Annotated in this window: 14 protein-coding genes; 3 read left to right on the top strand and 11 right to left on the bottom strand. The window is 56.6% G+C overall.

Annotation, left to right across the window (positions count from 1 at the left end; all coding sequences use genetic code 11):
* Positions 1 to 22: 22 nt before the first annotated feature.
* Positions 23 to 940 carry a tRNA modification radical SAM protein MnmL/YtqA gene (mnmL, locus tag KI809_RS07190; protein WP_214171060.1) on the top strand — a complete coding sequence of 306 codons (918 nt, stop codon included), beginning with the start codon at positions 23 to 25 and terminating at the stop codon, positions 938 to 940.
* Between the two features lie 181 nt (positions 941 to 1121).
* Here the strand turns inward: mnmL and KI809_RS07185 are convergent, their stop codons facing one another.
* The 4 genes from KI809_RS07185 to KI809_RS07170 all read right to left on the bottom strand — a co-directional run bounded on the left by KI809_RS07185 (position 1122) and on the right by KI809_RS07170 (position 7896).
* Positions 1122 to 2363: a BamA/TamA family outer membrane protein gene (locus KI809_RS07185; protein WP_214170855.1), complete on the bottom strand. Its 1242-nt coding sequence runs from the start codon at positions 2361 to 2363 to the stop codon at positions 1122 to 1124.
* Between the two features lie 87 nt (positions 2364 to 2450).
* Positions 2451 to 5015: a glycosyltransferase family 1 protein gene (locus KI809_RS07180; protein WP_214170854.1), complete on the bottom strand. Its 2565-nt coding sequence runs from the start codon at positions 5013 to 5015 to the stop codon at positions 2451 to 2453.
* Positions 5016 to 5078: 63 nt separating this feature from the next.
* Positions 5079 to 6443 carry a sigma-54-dependent transcriptional regulator gene (locus KI809_RS07175; RefSeq protein WP_214170853.1) on the bottom strand — a complete coding sequence of 455 codons (1365 nt, stop codon included), beginning with the start codon at positions 6441 to 6443 and terminating at the stop codon, positions 5079 to 5081.
* A gap of 19 nt (positions 6444 to 6462) precedes the next feature.
* Positions 6463 to 7896 (bottom strand): sensor histidine kinase, encoded by a 1434-nt coding sequence (locus KI809_RS07170; RefSeq protein WP_214170852.1) that lies wholly within the window; start codon positions 7894 to 7896, stop codon positions 6463 to 6465.
* 167 nt (positions 7897 to 8063) lie between these two features.
* Here KI809_RS07170 and KI809_RS07165 point away from each other — a divergent pair, with 167 nt between their 5' ends.
* Positions 8064 to 8411 carry a hydrogenase maturation nickel metallochaperone HypA/HybF gene (locus KI809_RS07165; protein WP_214170851.1) on the top strand — a complete coding sequence of 116 codons (348 nt, stop codon included), beginning with the start codon at positions 8064 to 8066 and terminating at the stop codon, positions 8409 to 8411.
* A gap of 26 nt (positions 8412 to 8437) precedes the next feature.
* On the opposite strand, the gene KI809_RS07160 is transcribed toward KI809_RS07165, so the two are convergent.
* Genes KI809_RS07160 through KI809_RS07130 form a run of 7 tightly spaced genes read right to left on the bottom strand, consistent with a single transcriptional unit; the run spans position 8438 to position 14183 of the window.
* Positions 8438 to 10060 carry a methyl-accepting chemotaxis protein gene (locus KI809_RS07160; protein WP_214170850.1) on the bottom strand — a complete coding sequence of 541 codons (1623 nt, stop codon included), beginning with the start codon at positions 10058 to 10060 and terminating at the stop codon, positions 8438 to 8440.
* A gap of 10 nt (positions 10061 to 10070) precedes the next feature.
* Positions 10071 to 10556, bottom strand: a complete 486-nt coding sequence (locus KI809_RS07155; RefSeq protein ID WP_337833287.1) for a hydrogenase maturation protease — start codon at positions 10554 to 10556, stop codon at positions 10071 to 10073.
* Positions 10553 to 11011: an L-2-amino-thiazoline-4-carboxylic acid hydrolase gene (locus KI809_RS07150; RefSeq protein WP_214170849.1), complete on the bottom strand. Its 459-nt coding sequence runs from the start codon at positions 11009 to 11011 to the stop codon at positions 10553 to 10555. Before KI809_RS07150 ends, KI809_RS07155 begins: the two co-directional genes overlap by 4 nt.
* The gene (locus KI809_RS07145; RefSeq protein ID WP_214170848.1) at positions 11008 to 11259 is read right to left on the bottom strand and encodes a 4Fe-4S dicluster domain-containing protein; all 252 of its coding nucleotides are present in this window, start codon (positions 11257 to 11259) and stop codon (positions 11008 to 11010) included. Before KI809_RS07145 ends, KI809_RS07150 begins: the two co-directional genes overlap by 4 nt.
* Positions 11259 to 12686, bottom strand: a complete 1428-nt coding sequence (locus tag KI809_RS07140; RefSeq protein WP_214170847.1) for a Ni/Fe hydrogenase subunit alpha — start codon at positions 12684 to 12686, stop codon at positions 11259 to 11261. The genes KI809_RS07145 and KI809_RS07140 overlap by 1 nt, the downstream gene beginning before the upstream one ends.
* Positions 12679 to 13650, bottom strand: coding sequence for an NADH-quinone oxidoreductase subunit B family protein (locus tag KI809_RS07135; protein ID WP_214170846.1), 972 nt, complete (start codon positions 13648 to 13650; stop codon positions 12679 to 12681). Before KI809_RS07135 ends, KI809_RS07140 begins: the two co-directional genes overlap by 8 nt.
* Complete coding sequence (locus KI809_RS07130; RefSeq protein WP_214170845.1) at positions 13647 to 14183, bottom strand: hypothetical protein; 537 nt, start codon at positions 14181 to 14183, stop codon at positions 13647 to 13649. Before KI809_RS07130 ends, KI809_RS07135 begins: the two co-directional genes overlap by 4 nt.
* Positions 14184 to 14453: 270 nt before the next feature.
* Here KI809_RS07130 and hypB point away from each other — a divergent pair, with 270 nt between their 5' ends.
* The gene (gene hypB, locus KI809_RS07125) at positions 14454 to 15203 is read left to right on the top strand and encodes a hydrogenase nickel incorporation protein HypB (protein WP_214170844.1); all 750 of its coding nucleotides are present in this window, start codon (positions 14454 to 14456) and stop codon (positions 15201 to 15203) included.
* The last annotated feature ends 4 nt before the right edge of the window (positions 15204 to 15207 follow it).

Here is a 15207-nt window from a genome sequence, read left to right as displayed (position 1 = left end):
CGCGCTGGGCTATTGTAACGCCATGTCCGAAAAAAGATTCAATGCCTTCACTGCTGAGCTGCGCCGGCTCTTCGGCTGCCGGGTGCAGCGAATATCGGTTGACGCCGGGTTTACCTGCCCGAACCGCGATGGCAGCGTCGCTTCTGAGGGGTGCATCTTTTGCGGCGGCAACGGCTCCGGCGCTAAGGGGATCGTGCGCGACCGCTCCGTTGCCGAGCAGTTGGCGCATGGCAAGGAGTTCATGATCGGCAAGTACGGCGCCGGCAAGTTCCTGGCGTATTTCCAAGCGTATTCCAATACTTATGCACCGGTAGCTCACTTGGCCAGGCTTTATGACGAGGCGCTGGCCGTTCCTGATGTCGTCGGTTTGATCGTCGGCACCCGCCCCGATTGCCTGCCTGATGATGTCCTCGATCTGCTGGCGGATTATTCCCGAAAAACCTATTTGTGGCTGGAACTGGGGCTGCAATCATCGGTGGATCGGACCCTGGTTGCCATCAACCGCGGTCACGATACCGCCTGTTTCGTGGCAGCTGCCGAGCGCTGTGCTGCCCGAGGCATCAAGGTCTGCGTCCACCTGATCTTCGGCCTGCCGGGAGAGACCCGGGAAGAGATGCTCAAAACGGCAGACCTCCTGAACCAGCTCGGGATCGGCGGGGTCAAGCTGCATCATCTCCATGTGATGAAGGAGACCCGGCTGGAGGCGATGTATCAACAGGGGGAGCTGGAGCTGCTGGAGCGGGACCAATATGTTGGGCTGGTCTGCGATTTTCTGGAGCGGCTCGATCCGCGGATGCTGGTCATGCGGCTGGTGGGTGACGGCGGCTTCAACATGGTGGCCCCGGCGTGGGGAACCGCCAAGTTCGTGCTGCTCAACACCATCGATCGGGAGTTCGAGCGTCGCGGCACCCGGCAAGGGAGTTCCGTAAATAAAGATTGATCCAGGCGCGAAGACTTCGCAAGGTCAAGGCATACGAGGAGCTGGATGTGAGGGTCTGATTGCGCTCAAAAATGTCCAGATGCTAGGCACCGAGGAGCGAGAAGTGAGGCGTAGCAGCGCTACGCCGCAGCGACGAGCGACGAAGGGAACAACGCAGATGGGCGTTTTCAGCGCAATCAAGTCAGAACGGATGTCCTAGGCCGACAAATACCGCCGGACCATCCTTGCCGAACCCCAGATCCACCCTGCCAACGATGTTCGGTCGGACAATCGCCCGGAAGCCGACGCCGGGGTTGAATTCGAAGTTGCGCGAATTGGCCTTGTCCAGCTTTTCGATAACCGCGCCGAGATCAATGAACGGTGCCAGTTCCCAATCCGCAGTAACGTCAAAAATCTCCCACCGGAACAGCCGGATTCTCTCCTCAAGATTGCACAGGAAGTAGCTGGAGTCGATGAACCGGTTACGGCCGTAGCCCCGCAGGGTCGATTCTCCGCCGAGGATACTCCTCTCCAGGAATGGTACCGAGCTGCCAAGGGTCTGATTGTAGGCAAGCCGAAAGGCAGTGATGTAGCGGGTATTGTCCAGCGGGATGTACCCCTTGGCCTCTGCCTCGTAATGCTGGTAATTGGCACTGCTGCCGAGGTTCTCCGAACTGATTTCCACCGAAACCCTGGCGTAGCCGCCGAAAGTTGGAGCGATCATGCTGTCCAGGGTGCTGTAGCTGAGCCCGAATCTCTGGGCATGGGCGGTGAAGCCGTCGCTGCCCGGCACTTCGGCCGGGTTGAAGACGTCCTTTAAGAACGGTACCCCTTTTACTGCCCCTTCACGGATGGAGACGACCCGCAGGCGCTCTCCGGTAAAGAAGCTGACATGTCGCCAGAAGTTGTAGGAGGCGGAAAGCGTAAAGCCGGTCTCCTTGTTGGCATAGTTGGTTTCGTTGTCCTTGCTGCTGTCGGACTGGAAGCCGAAAAAGCGGGATGAACCGTCGGTCAGATGAAAAGCAAAGGCATTAAGCTCAAGTTTGCCATCTAAGAAACTCTTGTCAGTGATCCGCAGTTCATAATCGTTGTTGATCTTTGTCGACTGCGAGAGGTTGGTTTCCCAATTCCGGGAGGGGGTGGGGTAGAATGCCCCATAAAGTGAGGTCGTGACCCCGAAGTTTTCATTGTAGTTGACCTGCGGCGCCACCAGGGTGTTGATCTCATCTTTGGCGTTGTGGATGAGGAACGCGGTCAGTGCGCCGCCAGTTATCCCTTCATTGGGACTGGAGGCAATCACCGGCAACGGGATGCTCACCACCTTAACCTGTTTCGGCGAGTCAGCATTGGTAAGTGGGAAGGGGAGGCTCTCCCTGGGGACCATTGAGGTGCAGGCCGCAAGCGTTAATGACAGTAGGAGAATGGTAAATTTTAATAGTTTCATCACGGTCAACGAAAAAAAGAAATGGGGCCGACTACTCGGCCCCACAAGATAACCTACCTCCGGAATTTTCTCAACCCGGAACCGCCATTACCCCCAGCGAAGGAGTCCCGGCTCGTATATTGGCCCCAGTTCGGGGTGGCTGGGCATGATCCTGACCAGAAAGCCGTGACGCCCGCAGAACCGGCATTCAAGCTCTCCCTGGAAGCGATAGGTGCCGCCCCCCAGATCTTCAGCTTTGGTAAGGGGGATCAGTTCGCCGCCGACAATGTTGCCCCTGGAATCAAGCACTCCAAAATAGGCATCGACCGCGATTTCGTTCAAGGTCAGGTCACCGAGAAAAATCCGGGCAGAGGCCATGATTTTTGAGCCGCTGGCAACTTCGTCGGTGCCATTGGACTCAATGCCGTCGATCCTTATCTTGTGCCAGATAGATCGGATATTGGCCTTCCATTTCGAGAGATCGCTGGCCAGCTTTAAATCGTCTTCAGCCAGTTTCTTCCAATGGCTGTAAGAGTGGGTGTAGAAACGATCGGCATATTCCTGCACCATCCTGTCGGTGCTGAACACCGGACAGAGGGACATCATCGAGTTTTTCATCCATGAGATCCAACCGCGTGGCATGCTGTCTCCGCCGCGGTCATAGAACAGCGGCACCACCTCTTTCTCCAAGAGATCATAGATGGCGCGCCCTTCCACCTCATTCTGGTATTCGATATCGCTGTAGACTTCACCCTTGCCGATGGCCCAGCCGTTGTTGCCGTGATACCCTTCGCACCACCAGCCGTCGAGGATGCTCATATTGAGGCCGCCGTTGAAAGCGACTTTCATGCCGCTGGTACCGCTGGCTTCTAGCGGTCGGCGTGGCGTGTTGAGCCAGACATCGACCCCCTGGACCAGGTGGCGGGCCACCGACATGTCATAATCCTCGATGAAGACGATCTTGTGCCGGAACGGCTCCTGTTTGGAGAACTGGACGATCTGGCGGATCAGTTCCTTTCCTTCGGTATCGTGCGGGTGCGCCTTGCCGGCAAAGATAATCTGTACCGGCCGCTCGCTGTTGTTGAGGATTCGCGCCAATCGCTCCGGATCGCGGAGCAGCAGGGTGCCTCTTTTGTAGGTGGCAAAGCGACGGGCAAAGCCGATGGTCAGCGTCTCGGGATCAAGCACCTCGTCCGCCGCCTCGATCTCTTTCGGCGTGGCGCCTACCTGGGCCAGTTGGGCTTTCAGCCGCTCGCGGGCAAAGCCAACCAGACGTTCCCGGCAACGCTCATGAATCCGCCACAACTCGGCATCCGGAATTTTCGACATTCTCCGCCATACTCCTTGGTTGGTCGGCTCTTCCAGCCAGCGGTTGCCGAGGTATCTAGTCAGGAGCCCGGCCATATCGTGGGAAAGCCAGGTTTTGGCATGAACACCGTTGGTGATGGAAGAGAGCGGCAGATGCTCTTCCGGGAGCTCGGGCCAGAGATTTTTCCACATCTGCCGGGACACTTCGCCATGCAGTTCGCTGACGCCGTTGGCATGCGCCGCCAGTTTCAGCGCCAACACCGCCATGCAGAACGATTCATGGTGGTTGGCCGGATTTTGCCGTCCCAGTCCGAGGAACTCATCCTTGGACATGCCGATGCTCCGGTAATATTTCCCCAGGTATTTTTCGAGCAGGTCGGGGTGGAAGTGGTCGATTCCGGCCTCCACCGGAGTATGCGTGGTAAAGACGGTCCCGGCGCGCACTGCCTCCAGTGCCTCGTTAAAGGACACCTTGAATTTCGCCATCATCAGCCTGATTCGCTCCAGCCCCAGGAAGGCGGAATGGCCTTCATTCATATGGCAGACGTTGGGGATGATGCCGAGCAGCCTGAGCGCGCGGACGCCACCAATGCCGAGGAGAATCTCCTGGCGGATTCTCATCTCCTGGTCGCCACCGTAGAGCTGGGCGGTAATCTCCCGGTCCTCGGGGGAATTTTCCTCAAGGTTGGTGTCAAGCAGGTAGAGCGGTATTCTGCCGACTTGTACCCGCCAGATGTGGGCCTTCAGCTTGCGGCCGGGAAGATCGACCTCCACGGTAAGCGGCACCCGGTTTTCGTCACGCTCCAGATGCAGAGGGAGGTTGTAGAAGTCGTTTTCCGGGTAGTATTCCTGCTGCCACCCCTCGATATTGAGGTACTGCCTGAAGTATCCCTGCCGGTACAACAGCCCGACACCGACCAGCGGGATGCCGAGGTCGCTTGCTGATTTCAGGTGATCGCCGGAGAGAATGCCGAGACCGCCGGAATAGATGGGGAGCGACTCGTGAAAGCCGAATTCCATGGAAAAATAGGCGGTAGAGAGCTGATGGTCCTTGCCGTGCATCTTTTCAAACCAGGTCGTACCAGAGAGGTATGCCTGCAGCTTTTCGTCCACCTGCTCCAAGGTTGACATAAACCCTTCGTCGGCGGCCAGGCTGTCAAGGGTCGCCTGCTGCAGGGTGCCAAGCATCTCCACCGGGTTATGCCGGACGGTATGCCACAACTCCAGGTCGATTCGCTTGAAAAGCTCCCTGGCTTCGGGCTCCCAGGTCCACCAAAGGTTGGTGGCGATTTTCTGCAGGCGGGAGAGCTCGGGCGTAAGTGACGGGATTACGGTGAAACGGTGCAGCATGGTCTTGAAATCCATAGAGGCCCCTTTAGAGACGGTAATCTGCAATTTGTTAGTTGCGCAAGCTATCGGCCGTTAGCGCTAAGGCTTTTCGATGCCGAATTTGTCAAGCCGGTACTGCAGTGTTTTGTAGCTCATGCCGAGCAGCGGAGCGGCTTTGGCAATAACCCAGCCGGTTCGGTCCATTGCCTTGGTGATCAGTTCCCGTTCAAGCTGTTCCAGCGATACCCCTTCAGGGGGGAGATCAAAACGGATGGCCTCGACCGGGGAACTGCTCTGGGTGACTTCTCCCGGCAGATCCTCGGGCTGGATCAGGTCTCCTTCAGCCATCATGACTCCGCGCTCGATAACCGACTCCAGTTGCCGGACATTACCCGGCCAGGTGTAGTTCATCAGGTACTTTAAGGTCGGCTTGGCTATTCCTTTTATAGAAAGTCCTGAGGCTGAGCTGTATTTTTTGACAAAGAAATCGGCAAGCGCTGCGATGTCGTTGCCCCGCTCTCTGAGCGAAGGGAGATTTATGCGAATGACATTGAGCCGATAATAGAGATCTTCGCGAAACCCGCCTCGCTTGGTTTCCGCTTCAAGGTCCTTGTTCGTGGCAGAGATGATCCTGACGTCAACGGGAATATTGACCTTGCCGCCGACCCGGCGGACCTCTCGCTCCTGGATCGCCCTCAGCAGTTTGGCCTGCATCGAGACATTCATTTCGCCGATCTCGTCCAGAAAGACCGTGCCGCCGGTGGCAGCCTCGAAAATGCCGGTTTCCCGGGCAGTAGCGCCGGTAAACGAACCTTTTTCATGGCCGAACAGTTCACTCTCAATAAGGGTTTCCGGGATAGCGGCACAGTTGATGGCGAGGAACGGGGCGTTACGCCGGGGTGAAAGCTCGTGAATGGCCCGGGCAACCAGCTCCTTGCCGGTGCCCGACTCACCGTAAATCAGGACAGTGGATGTGGTTGGGGCGATCTTGTTGACAATCCGGTAGACCTCTTTGATCTTCTGGTGGTCGCCGATTATCTGCGGCAGCGTGATCGTGTCCTGCAGTTTCTTGTGCAGCAGCCTGTTTTCGTGCTGCAGGGTAATCTGCTCAAATGCCTTGCGCAGGGTAATCAGCAGCTTGTCCCGGTCCAGCGGCTTTTCCAGGTAGGAAAACGCCCCTTTTTCCATGGCCTCTACCGCGGAATCGACACTGCCGTGGGCAGTCATCATTATTACCGACTGGTCCGGATTCTGGGCAAGGATCGTCTCAAGGAGTTCCATGCCGGAGAGCCCCTGCATTTTCAGGTCGGTCAGGATCAAGTCGAATTCACTCTGTTCGAGCTTTTTGAGTGCTTCCCGGCCACCGGGCACTGATACGGCCTGATAGCCTTCACGGTTGAGGATTGCCTCAAGGATGTCGCGCTGGCCTTTTTCATCGTCAACGATAAGGATGCTGCCGGTCATTCATACTCCTCTTTCTAAACTATTGGGTCACCGGCCGGGTGGGTAGGGTCACGGTGAAGATCGTCCATGCGCCTGGTTCGCTGGCTACTTCGATGGTGCCGCCATGTTCCCGGATGATCCGTTCGGTTATGGCTAAGCCAAGGCCGATACCCGCTTCTTTGGTTGTAAAATAGGGCTGGAAAATCTTGTCCAACTCTTCGGGGTTGATGCCGGTCCCTTCATCGGCGAATGTCAATTCGAACTGGTTCTTGTCGGAGTCAAGCCTGGCACCAAGGGTTATGGCGCCGCCGTCCGGCATTGCCTGGGATGCATTGGTGATGAAGTTGACCAGACAGTTACGCATCAGTTCCGGATCAGCCCACATCAGCGGCAGGTCCGGCGCAATATCGGTTATGATCTTTATCCGCTGTTCCTCAAGCTTATCGGCCAATACCGGGAGCGCTTTATTGACAAGCTCTGAATATGATACTTCGCTTGGCCGAATTTTCAACGGCCGGCCGTAATTCATGAAATTCAGTACCATGTAATTGGCGCGCCGCACCTCTTCCTTGATCTTGTCCAGCAGATCGCTAAGGTCCGAACGCGAGCCGTCACAGGCAACTTGAATCTCGTTTTTGAGGTGATCGGCGGCCAGGCTGATGTAATTGAGTGGGTTTCTGATTTCATGGGCAATCCCAGATGCCAGTTGCCCGACCCGGGACAGGTGCTCAGCCTCGTAAAGCCGCTTTTCCAGAGATTCGCGTTCCCTGAGCTTTCCTACCATCTCGTTGAAGTTTACCGCCAGTTCGCCGATTTCGTCGCCGCTTTCCACCGGGAAGGTAACGCTCAGGTCTCCGGCAGAAACTTTCTTGACCCCTGCGGCGAGGCGATGAATCGGGTCGGTGTAGCGCCGGGCCAGGAAGATGATAGTGGCAGTACCGAAAATAAAGACCAGGAAAGTGGCTACCAGGCGGCGGACGAAATTATCGTGCTGAATCTCCCGGATATTGTCCAGCAGCAGGTTGATCTCAACGAATCCCAGCTGCTGGTCGCCGATGATCACCGGCACCACTAGTTTATAAGGCTTGACAATCGTCCCTGCCACCCCTCGCGCCCCTTTGGCGCCGGGGATGGGTTTGAACCCCTTCTGCAGCTTCTTCAGGTCCCGTTGCTTGCCGATCTTGGCCGGGTCAGACGAGTCGATGATTTCTCCGTCGTTGTCGATGATGTTGATCTCGTCGATCCCTTTTTTCCGGGCTTCATCGACGTATTCCGACAGCTTTGAGGTCTCGGCATCGGTCTCGGAGGTCAGGTCCTCGACGCTCTTCTGCAGTACTTCGGAAATGGCGCTGGAGCTGTCCTGGATCTCTTCGACCAGCTTGTGCTGACTGTACTGGTTCATGACGAACAATGTCAGCACGGCGATGACCAGCAGGGTAAGCATGATGATGACCAGCTTGGTATTGAGTTTCACCGGGGAACCCTCATTTCTTGTTCTGGAGCTGAAGGCGGAATTATACACCAGCAGTTCCGGCGAAACAAGGAATGCCGCTGCAAACCGGGCAATCGGGAGATGGCTATCTCTTACCGGCTTTTTCTGGTAGTATCCTGAGAAACCAGTCGCGGAGGGCCGATTAACCGATGCATGAAATGTCCATTACTCAAAGTGTGGTCGATATTTGTCTGGAACACTCAGCCGGGCGCCGAGTACTGTCAGTTACCATGGAGATCGGCGCCCTCTCCGGAGTAGTGCCGGATGCCGTGGAATTCTGCTTTACGGCATGCTGCCAGGGAACCCTGATGGAAGGGGCGCGGCTGGATATCATTGCCATTGAAGGAGTCGGTCGATGTACCGCCTGTGGCCTGGAGTTTAGCCGGAAATCATTGTTCGACCCATGCCCGGCCTGTGGCGAATACGGGATAGAGCAGCTTGCCGGTGAGGAACTCAGGGTGAGGGAGTTGGAAATTGCCGACGACCCGTTATCATGATGATGCGCTGATTCGAATTGCGGGGCTTAGGCCGCTGTGGCTGCCGGTTCGCCCTCCAGCTTGAACTTATTGACCATCAACGAAAGCTTCTTGACCTGTTGTTCCAGGTTGTGTGCCGCTTCTGACGATTCAAAAGCGCTTCCGGCGTTCTGGCGCGTTACCTCGTTAATCTGTGCCACCGCCCGGTTGATCTGCTCGATGCCGCTCGCCTGATCCTGGCTGGCAAGTGACATCTCCTCGGTAAGAGACCCAATCGTATATGCCCCTTCAACCGCACCGGCAAGATGGCCATCGATCTCCCTTGATAGCGCTTCACCTTTGCGTGACAGCACCACCGAGTTCTGGATCAGGTTGTCGGTCCGCTTTGCCGCATCGGTTGACCGTCTGGCAAGTTGGCGGATTTCATCAGTGAGGACCTCGAAATCGTTGCCTGCCCCCTCTACATGGGCTGCCTCGATGGCAGCGTTGACCCCCAGCAGATTGGAAAGCATGGCAATGTTGTCGAGGTCGTCTATCAGGTACTGGAATTCATCCATAAACCGCCCGGTTTCACTGGGGTCCAATGAGGCATCAAGCCGGATGTTTTTGCGAAAATCCTCCATCTTTGCGGCTGCGGTTTCGCATCTCATGGAAAGGTTGCGGATCTCGTTGGCGACCACGCCAAAGCCTCCGGCAGAGGAGCGCACCCGAACCGCCTTGTCCGCCGCGCTGGTGGAAAGCGTGTCGGTCTCCTTTGCTATGGCTTCTATCTCCTGGACGATCACGGCGGTATTGTCGGCAGACGAGCGGATGTCGGCCATGGCCTCCAGCATCCGTTCCATAGATTCTTTTGCCGTGGTAACCGAGTCCGCTGCCGATTGAGCGGTCTGACGGGCAACATCGGTATTGCGTGCACTGTTTGTGGAAGCCGCAGCCATATGAACCAGGTTCTGCGATGTTTCGGAGAGTTGGCGTTCCTGCTCGGCGGCGCCGCTGGAAACTGACTGGCTGCTCTTGGTAATCCGATTGCCGACGTCGGAAACAAGTTCAACTGTCTCGGAAACTTGCGAAATTGCTGAATGGAGGGCTTCGGCAGTTGTGTTCATTGCCTTCTTTATGACGGCATGGTCGCCGTGGTAGTGGCCCCTCATCCGCGCACTCAGGTCATAACCGGCAAGCCGGCCAAGCACGTCGCTCGCCTCACTTACCGGATGGGTGACCGCATCCAGGGTGCCATTGACTCCTCCGATCAGATCATTCCAGATCCCTTCGAAATCCCAGTTATTGCCCCGTGTCATCAGCTTGCCCTCTTCGATACTGACGATCAGGTTCCGGGTTTCACTGTGCAGCCCGTACAGGGTTGCCAGCAGGGTATTCAAGTTTCGTTTTATACTGTCATACTCTCCCTTGTAATCATCAATGATGAAAGGGGGGATCCTGCCATGGGCAATCTCGTCGATGGCCCCTGCCGCAACCCGGAGCGGCGTCACCAGGGTGTCAAGCATCCTGTTGACAAGCCCGATCAGTTCGGCATCCTCACCGCGATAGCAGCTGCAGTCGCCGCGTTTGTCCAGCTCGCCGTTCATCATCGCCTCGGCCAGCTTCTGGATCTCGTCGTGAACTCTTATGCCCCTGATGGGGTCTGCAACCGTTGACGCCTTTGTCTTCATTTCTGGATCCTCATTGATGCTGTGCTATAAGGTCTATACAGACAGCAACTGCCTTGTCGATTGCCTGGGCTGTTGCCGGGGTCATAAACTCCTTCATTTGGTTGAAACAACGCCCTTCTATGCCGACCAAGGTGATTTTGTCAGGCAGTCGCTCCGGATAGAGCAGTTTTCCGACGTTGATGGTCTCCTTCAGGCCGATGCCGTGCGCTGATATGGCGCTGTTATCGCAAGACGGGACCTCTTCCCACGGGAGGCAATGGATGGTTCCGGCTGGCGCGCCAAACTGCACCGCATCGACAACGATCATTGTCCGCTCTTTGCCGGTAAGGCTATCCAGTAGAGCGATTCCGCCCACCCCTGCATATTCCAGCCTGGTGCCTTCCGGAAGATCCCGCGCCTGCAGCCTGGAAAAAATCTCATGGCCGACAGCATCGTCGGCTACCAGTTCATTGCCAATGCAAACAACCAGAGTATGGGAGCGTATGTCCAGGGTCACTGGGTCCTGATCTTTGCCCGGCACTGCTGTCCGGACGAGACGATCTCGGATTTCACCGGGCGGCTGATCAGTTCGTTGACGATCCCGTCCAGGTATGAATGAAAGAGCCGGCACATGGCCCCGCCGGTATCGATGCCGCGCTGACAACAGACCTCGCGCAGCGAACAGCGCTGAAAGATGAGCTCCTGTTCCCGGTCTTCCCCTTCAATGGTGAATTCAAACCCGGCTTTCATCCTGGCGGAGAGAACGGCTATCGCCTCGTCAAGAGACGGCTTGTTCAGGTGCACCGGGAGCTTGCGCGCCATTTCCCGTCCGGCTATCCGACCGACAGGCGCGGTTGCGCCTCCCATGATATTGTCAATCGTCGCAGTGAAGATATCGATCAGAAAGGCAACTTCGTTGAAGGCATTCCGGTGGTCGTCAAGAGTAACTTCTTGCAGGGGCTCGCTGCTCATAGGAACTTCTCCATCCTGTTGCAGAATTCGAGGTCGCGGTAAAAGTTTTTCACTGTGTGGAAATTAGCGTGGCTGAGTGCGCCGGACGGGCAGATATAGGCACAGCTGAGGCAGGCGATGCAGTCTTCGGCATGCTTGATCTCACAGAGCCGCTTGGCGCCGTCGAACTCGAAAACCTTTGTCGGGCAGATATCGACGCACATCTCGCACCCTCTGCAGGCCTGTTCATGTAGGGTAATCTCGACCATCAGTCTTGCCTCCGAATGGTTTGTAGCACCTCGTTTCCGTGGGTCACGTGGATCTCCAGCGGCATTGTGCCGAGGGCATGGGTTGCGCACGACAGGCATGGGTCGTAACAACGGATGCCGAATTCAATGGCATTAAGCAGGGCGGCATCATCTTTCTTGCCGACGACATGTGACGTTGCCGCCTGCATGATGGTGCGGTTGATCGAGGTATAGTTCTGCTGGGTGGCCACGATAAGGTTGGCTGCGCGGACTATGCCGTTATCGTCGATCTCGTAGTCATGGAACAGGGTGCCACGGGGCGCCTCAACGTGCCCCACCCCCCTGCCGCCGAGATATTTGGCCGGAACCCGGGTTTCTCCTCGAATCTCGGGGTTGTTGATGGCCTGAATGGCGTATTCGACCGCCCAGATCAGCTCGATCAGCTTGGCATAAGGTTGCAGCACCGTGAGATGGGCCGGGGTGCCGAACTGCTTCCTGAACTCGGCGCATTCGCTGTCGGCCCATTCGGTGCCGTAGCTGCCGGCGACATTGAACCGAGCAAGGGAGCCGACCCGGTATTCGTGGAGATTCCCTTTTTGCGCGAAATGGACCTGCTTCATATATGACCAGTCGATAACCGATTCGACCAGATTGCTATGGTACTCATGGGTGGGGAATTCGGCCATGACCTTTCCGGTCTCGTCTATCGCTTTAAGCTCCCCTTCGATCATCGAGATCGTGCCGTTCCGGACAGTCCCCAGGGACCATGACGGAGTTGACCACTCAGTAAGCATTTCCGGATGGCTTGCCACCATCTTGAACAGGAGCTGTTTCACGGCCGGAGCGAGCTCTTTCAGCAGGGCCAACGCTTCATCAAGCCAGGTACGGAGTTGGGCGGTTTTTTCGTTATCAAGGGTGAAGGTGATGCCGCCAACCACCGAGGTTACCGGATGCGTGCCACGACCGCCGATCATCTCATTGATGAATTGGCCGATGCTGCGGATCCTGAGCGCCTTTTTGGCCAGTTCCGGATTGGCCTGGACAATGCCGACCACGTTCCGGATGGCCGGATCGGCATCAAGCCCCAGCACCAGGTCAGGTCCCTGAAGCACGAACAGGGAGAGGGAGTGGGAATGCACCAGGTGCCCCATGAACATCAGCTCGCGCAGGAGTTTAGCCGCTGGTGGCGGTTCAACACCGGCGGCATGGTCCAGGGCATTGGTGGCGGCGAGATGATGGGCTGTGGGGCATACCCCGCAGATACGGGCGGTGATGAGCGGTAGCCGGTCGGCCTCCATCCCTACCAGGATCTTTTCGAAACCCCGCAGCTCATTGACCACCAGCCCGGCGGAGGCGACTTCCCCGTTGTCGGCAAGGTTGATGAATACTTTGGCATGACCTTCAATGCGGGTTACCGGGTCAATGGTGATCGTTTTGCTTTTATTCATAGTCTGCCTCTGCATTGCCGATCCATTTCTTAATCAGGAAAGTGGGCTTTTCGCCGATCATTGAGGTGGCCATGGTGTAAGAGTAGTGAGATTTTGAGGTTCGCTCGATCTCCCGAATAATGGTGTCCTTCGGGATCTTGGTCAGCTTGGCCATCCGCTCGCCGATCTCGGTGCGGATATCCCGGTTCGGTTCGGTCAGCACCTGCATGGTAGCGCCTGCGCAGCCGGTGCAGGTCACACCGTTTTGTGGGCAAGGGGACATGCAGCGATCGAGGGTGACAGATCCCATGCAGATATACCCCTGGCTCAGGAAGCAGCGATCAGGATCGGCGATTCCCTCGGATATTTTCAGGATCCGCTCCACGTCGGTCTTTTCCATGGCCCGCTTGCAGCGGGAGCAGACCGTTTCCTTGGTTGCCTTCGGCGTACGCCCTTCCAGCAGCGCCAGCAGGCCGTCAAAGATGAAGGCCGGATGCGGAGCGCATCCGGGGAGGTAGAGATCGACATCGATTACCGAATCAAGAGGGGTAACGGTTGCCTCAAGTGGCGAAACCATGGCCTTGGGGGTGGCACCGGGAATGGTCGTCTTGTTGTTGGCATAGACGGCATCGAAAATCTCTTCCCTGGTATGGACGTTGCCAGCACCGGCGATGCCGCCGTAGACGGCGCACGAGCCCATGGCAATGATCAGGTCGCAGCTCTTTCTCATCGCCTCTGCTGCATGGCGGTCATGTTCGGTCCGGATGGCGCCGGAAACGATCCCGACTGTTGCCTTGGGGTAATCCTTGATATCGGTCAGCACCGGGCAGCGCTGGATGCTGACCGATTGCAGGACTGTCAGGATCTTTTCGTGGAGATCGACGATTGCCACATGGCAGCCGGCACAGTCGCTCAACCATTCAATATTCAGGGTCACTGCCGGGCTGCTCTCTTTGGCAGGTTTTTCAGAACGACGGGCACTCATCGAGACAATTCCTTTCTCTTCCGTGGCGCTGCGGTCTTTGCCGGCCTATGGATGGTAAGCTTCTTATAACAGGCATTTTCGCCGGCATGCAGAATCTCCAGGGTGGAATCGCACCCCATTATTGTCTGGAGCGCTCCGGAAAAGAAGCCGAACATCATGTTGCACAGAGACCCCTTCTGGTGATGGCCGAAGCGGAACAGTGACTGACGGATCATGCAATCCCTGAAGACCAGATTGATCTCGTCACCTTCCGGGGCAGCCTGGATCAGGGCAGGACGGTCATGGGGCTGGAATGCCTCGAAATTCCAGAGGCAGCTGTTCGAGGCGAGGACCTTGGTCACTGAGTCAAGGGCCTGCTCGATGTCATCGGTTTTGGCGATGTTTTCGGAGAGGCTCATTCCCAAGCGCTTACCGGCAAGGTAGGAAATGCTGTTTGCCGATTCGCCGATGGCCTCCTCGATGCCGCTGGCAATGGCGCCAAGAAATGTCATGGTTTCCTGCAAAGAGGCTCGGGTTGCACTAAGCTCGCTCATGGTCCGGTTCACCTTATTTATTAAATAGTGGCAATCCATGCTAATGTGTTCTCATGTATCGGTGTTAAAAAAATGGACTTTAACTATTTTTATATAAATTGCAGTAGGTTATTTGCGTAGCCCAAAGGTCGCGTGATGTGTATACATCATCCGGGCTATTTCACGGTATACATGATGCAGAACTGTTTGACCTTCAGAAAAGGATAGAGTAGTCTCGGGGTTATCCAGGTAACTGGGGGATATGACCGGAAAAACGGAGGACTGCTACGAATGTGCACTACCTGCGGGTGCTCACCGCATGACCATCATCATGACGACCATCACCACGAACATGAGACGACCGGCCCTGGCCGGAACGTCATTCAGGTGGAGATGGACATCCTGGCCAGGAACAACCGGCTGGCAGCAGGCAACAGAGAACTGTTTGCCGCAAAAGGGATCTTTGTGCTCAACCTGGTCAGCTCGCCCGGTTCCGGTAAGACCACCCTGCTGGAGCGGACGCTCCGCGAGATCGGCGGACGGTTTCGCTGTGCCGTGATCGAAGGTGACCAGCAGACCGATAACGATGCGGTGCGGATTGCTGCCACCGGAGTGCCTGCCCGGCAGATCAACACCGGCGCTGGCTGCCATCTGGACGCCCACATGGTGGGGCATGCCCTGGAGCATTTCGACCTCGATAGCCTTGACCTCATATTCATCGAAAATGTCGGCAACCTGGTCTGCCCGGCATCGTTCGACCTCGGCGAACAGCACAAGGTGGTGGTGCTTTCCGTAACAGAAGGGGAGGACAAGCCGCTCAAGTATCCCCAGATGTTTCATGCCGCCGATGTCATGCTGCTCAATAAGGTGGATCTTCTACCCCACCTGGATTTCAATGTTGACAAGTGCGTGGAGATGTCGCGCCGGGTTAGGCCCGATGCCCTGCTGTTACAGGTGTCGGCCCGGACCGGCGAGGGAATGGCCCAGTGGTACAACTGGCTGGCTGCAGGGGTCGAGGCAGCAAAAGCCGCCAACCGGTAACCGG

The organism is Geoanaerobacter pelophilus, from assembly GCF_018476885.1.
GTDB lineage: Bacteria > Desulfobacterota > Desulfuromonadia > Geobacterales > DSM-12255 > Geoanaerobacter > Geoanaerobacter pelophilus.
Note: the sequence above shows the minus strand (reverse complement) of the source record. Positions and strands in the feature narration are given on the sequence as shown.

What these genes read in the sequence shown, in the direction of transcription:
- mnmL (WP_214171060.1), top strand. Translation starts at nt 23, where the DNA reads ATGTCCGAAAAAAGATTCAATGCCTTCACTGCTGAGCTGCGCCGGCTC.
- KI809_RS07185 (WP_214170855.1), bottom strand. Translation starts at nt 2,363, where the DNA reads ATGAAACTATTAAAATTTACCATTCTCCTACTGTCATTAACGCTTGCG.
- KI809_RS07180 (WP_214170854.1), bottom strand. Translation starts at nt 5,015, where the DNA reads ATGGATTTCAAGACCATGCTGCACCGTTTCACCGTAATCCCGTCACTT.
- KI809_RS07175 (WP_214170853.1), bottom strand. Translation starts at nt 6,443, where the DNA reads ATGACCGGCAGCATCCTTATCGTTGACGATGAAAAAGGCCAGCGCGAC.
- KI809_RS07165 (WP_214170851.1), top strand. Translation starts at nt 8,064, where the DNA reads ATGCATGAAATGTCCATTACTCAAAGTGTGGTCGATATTTGTCTGGAA.
- KI809_RS07160 (WP_214170850.1), bottom strand. Translation starts at nt 10,060, where the DNA reads ATGAAGACAAAGGCGTCAACGGTTGCAGACCCCATCAGGGGCATAAGA.
- KI809_RS07150 (WP_214170849.1), bottom strand. Translation starts at nt 11,011, where the DNA reads ATGAGCAGCGAGCCCCTGCAAGAAGTTACTCTTGACGACCACCGGAAT.
- KI809_RS07145 (WP_214170848.1), bottom strand. Translation starts at nt 11,259, where the DNA reads ATGGTCGAGATTACCCTACATGAACAGGCCTGCAGAGGGTGCGAGATG.
- KI809_RS07140 (WP_214170847.1), bottom strand. Translation starts at nt 12,686, where the DNA reads ATGAATAAAAGCAAAACGATCACCATTGACCCGGTAACCCGCATTGAA.
- KI809_RS07135 (WP_214170846.1), bottom strand. Translation starts at nt 13,650, where the DNA reads ATGAGTGCCCGTCGTTCTGAAAAACCTGCCAAAGAGAGCAGCCCGGCA.
- KI809_RS07130 (WP_214170845.1), bottom strand. Translation starts at nt 14,183, where the DNA reads ATGAGCGAGCTTAGTGCAACCCGAGCCTCTTTGCAGGAAACCATGACA.
- hypB (WP_214170844.1), top strand. Translation starts at nt 14,454, where the DNA reads ATGTGCACTACCTGCGGGTGCTCACCGCATGACCATCATCATGACGAC.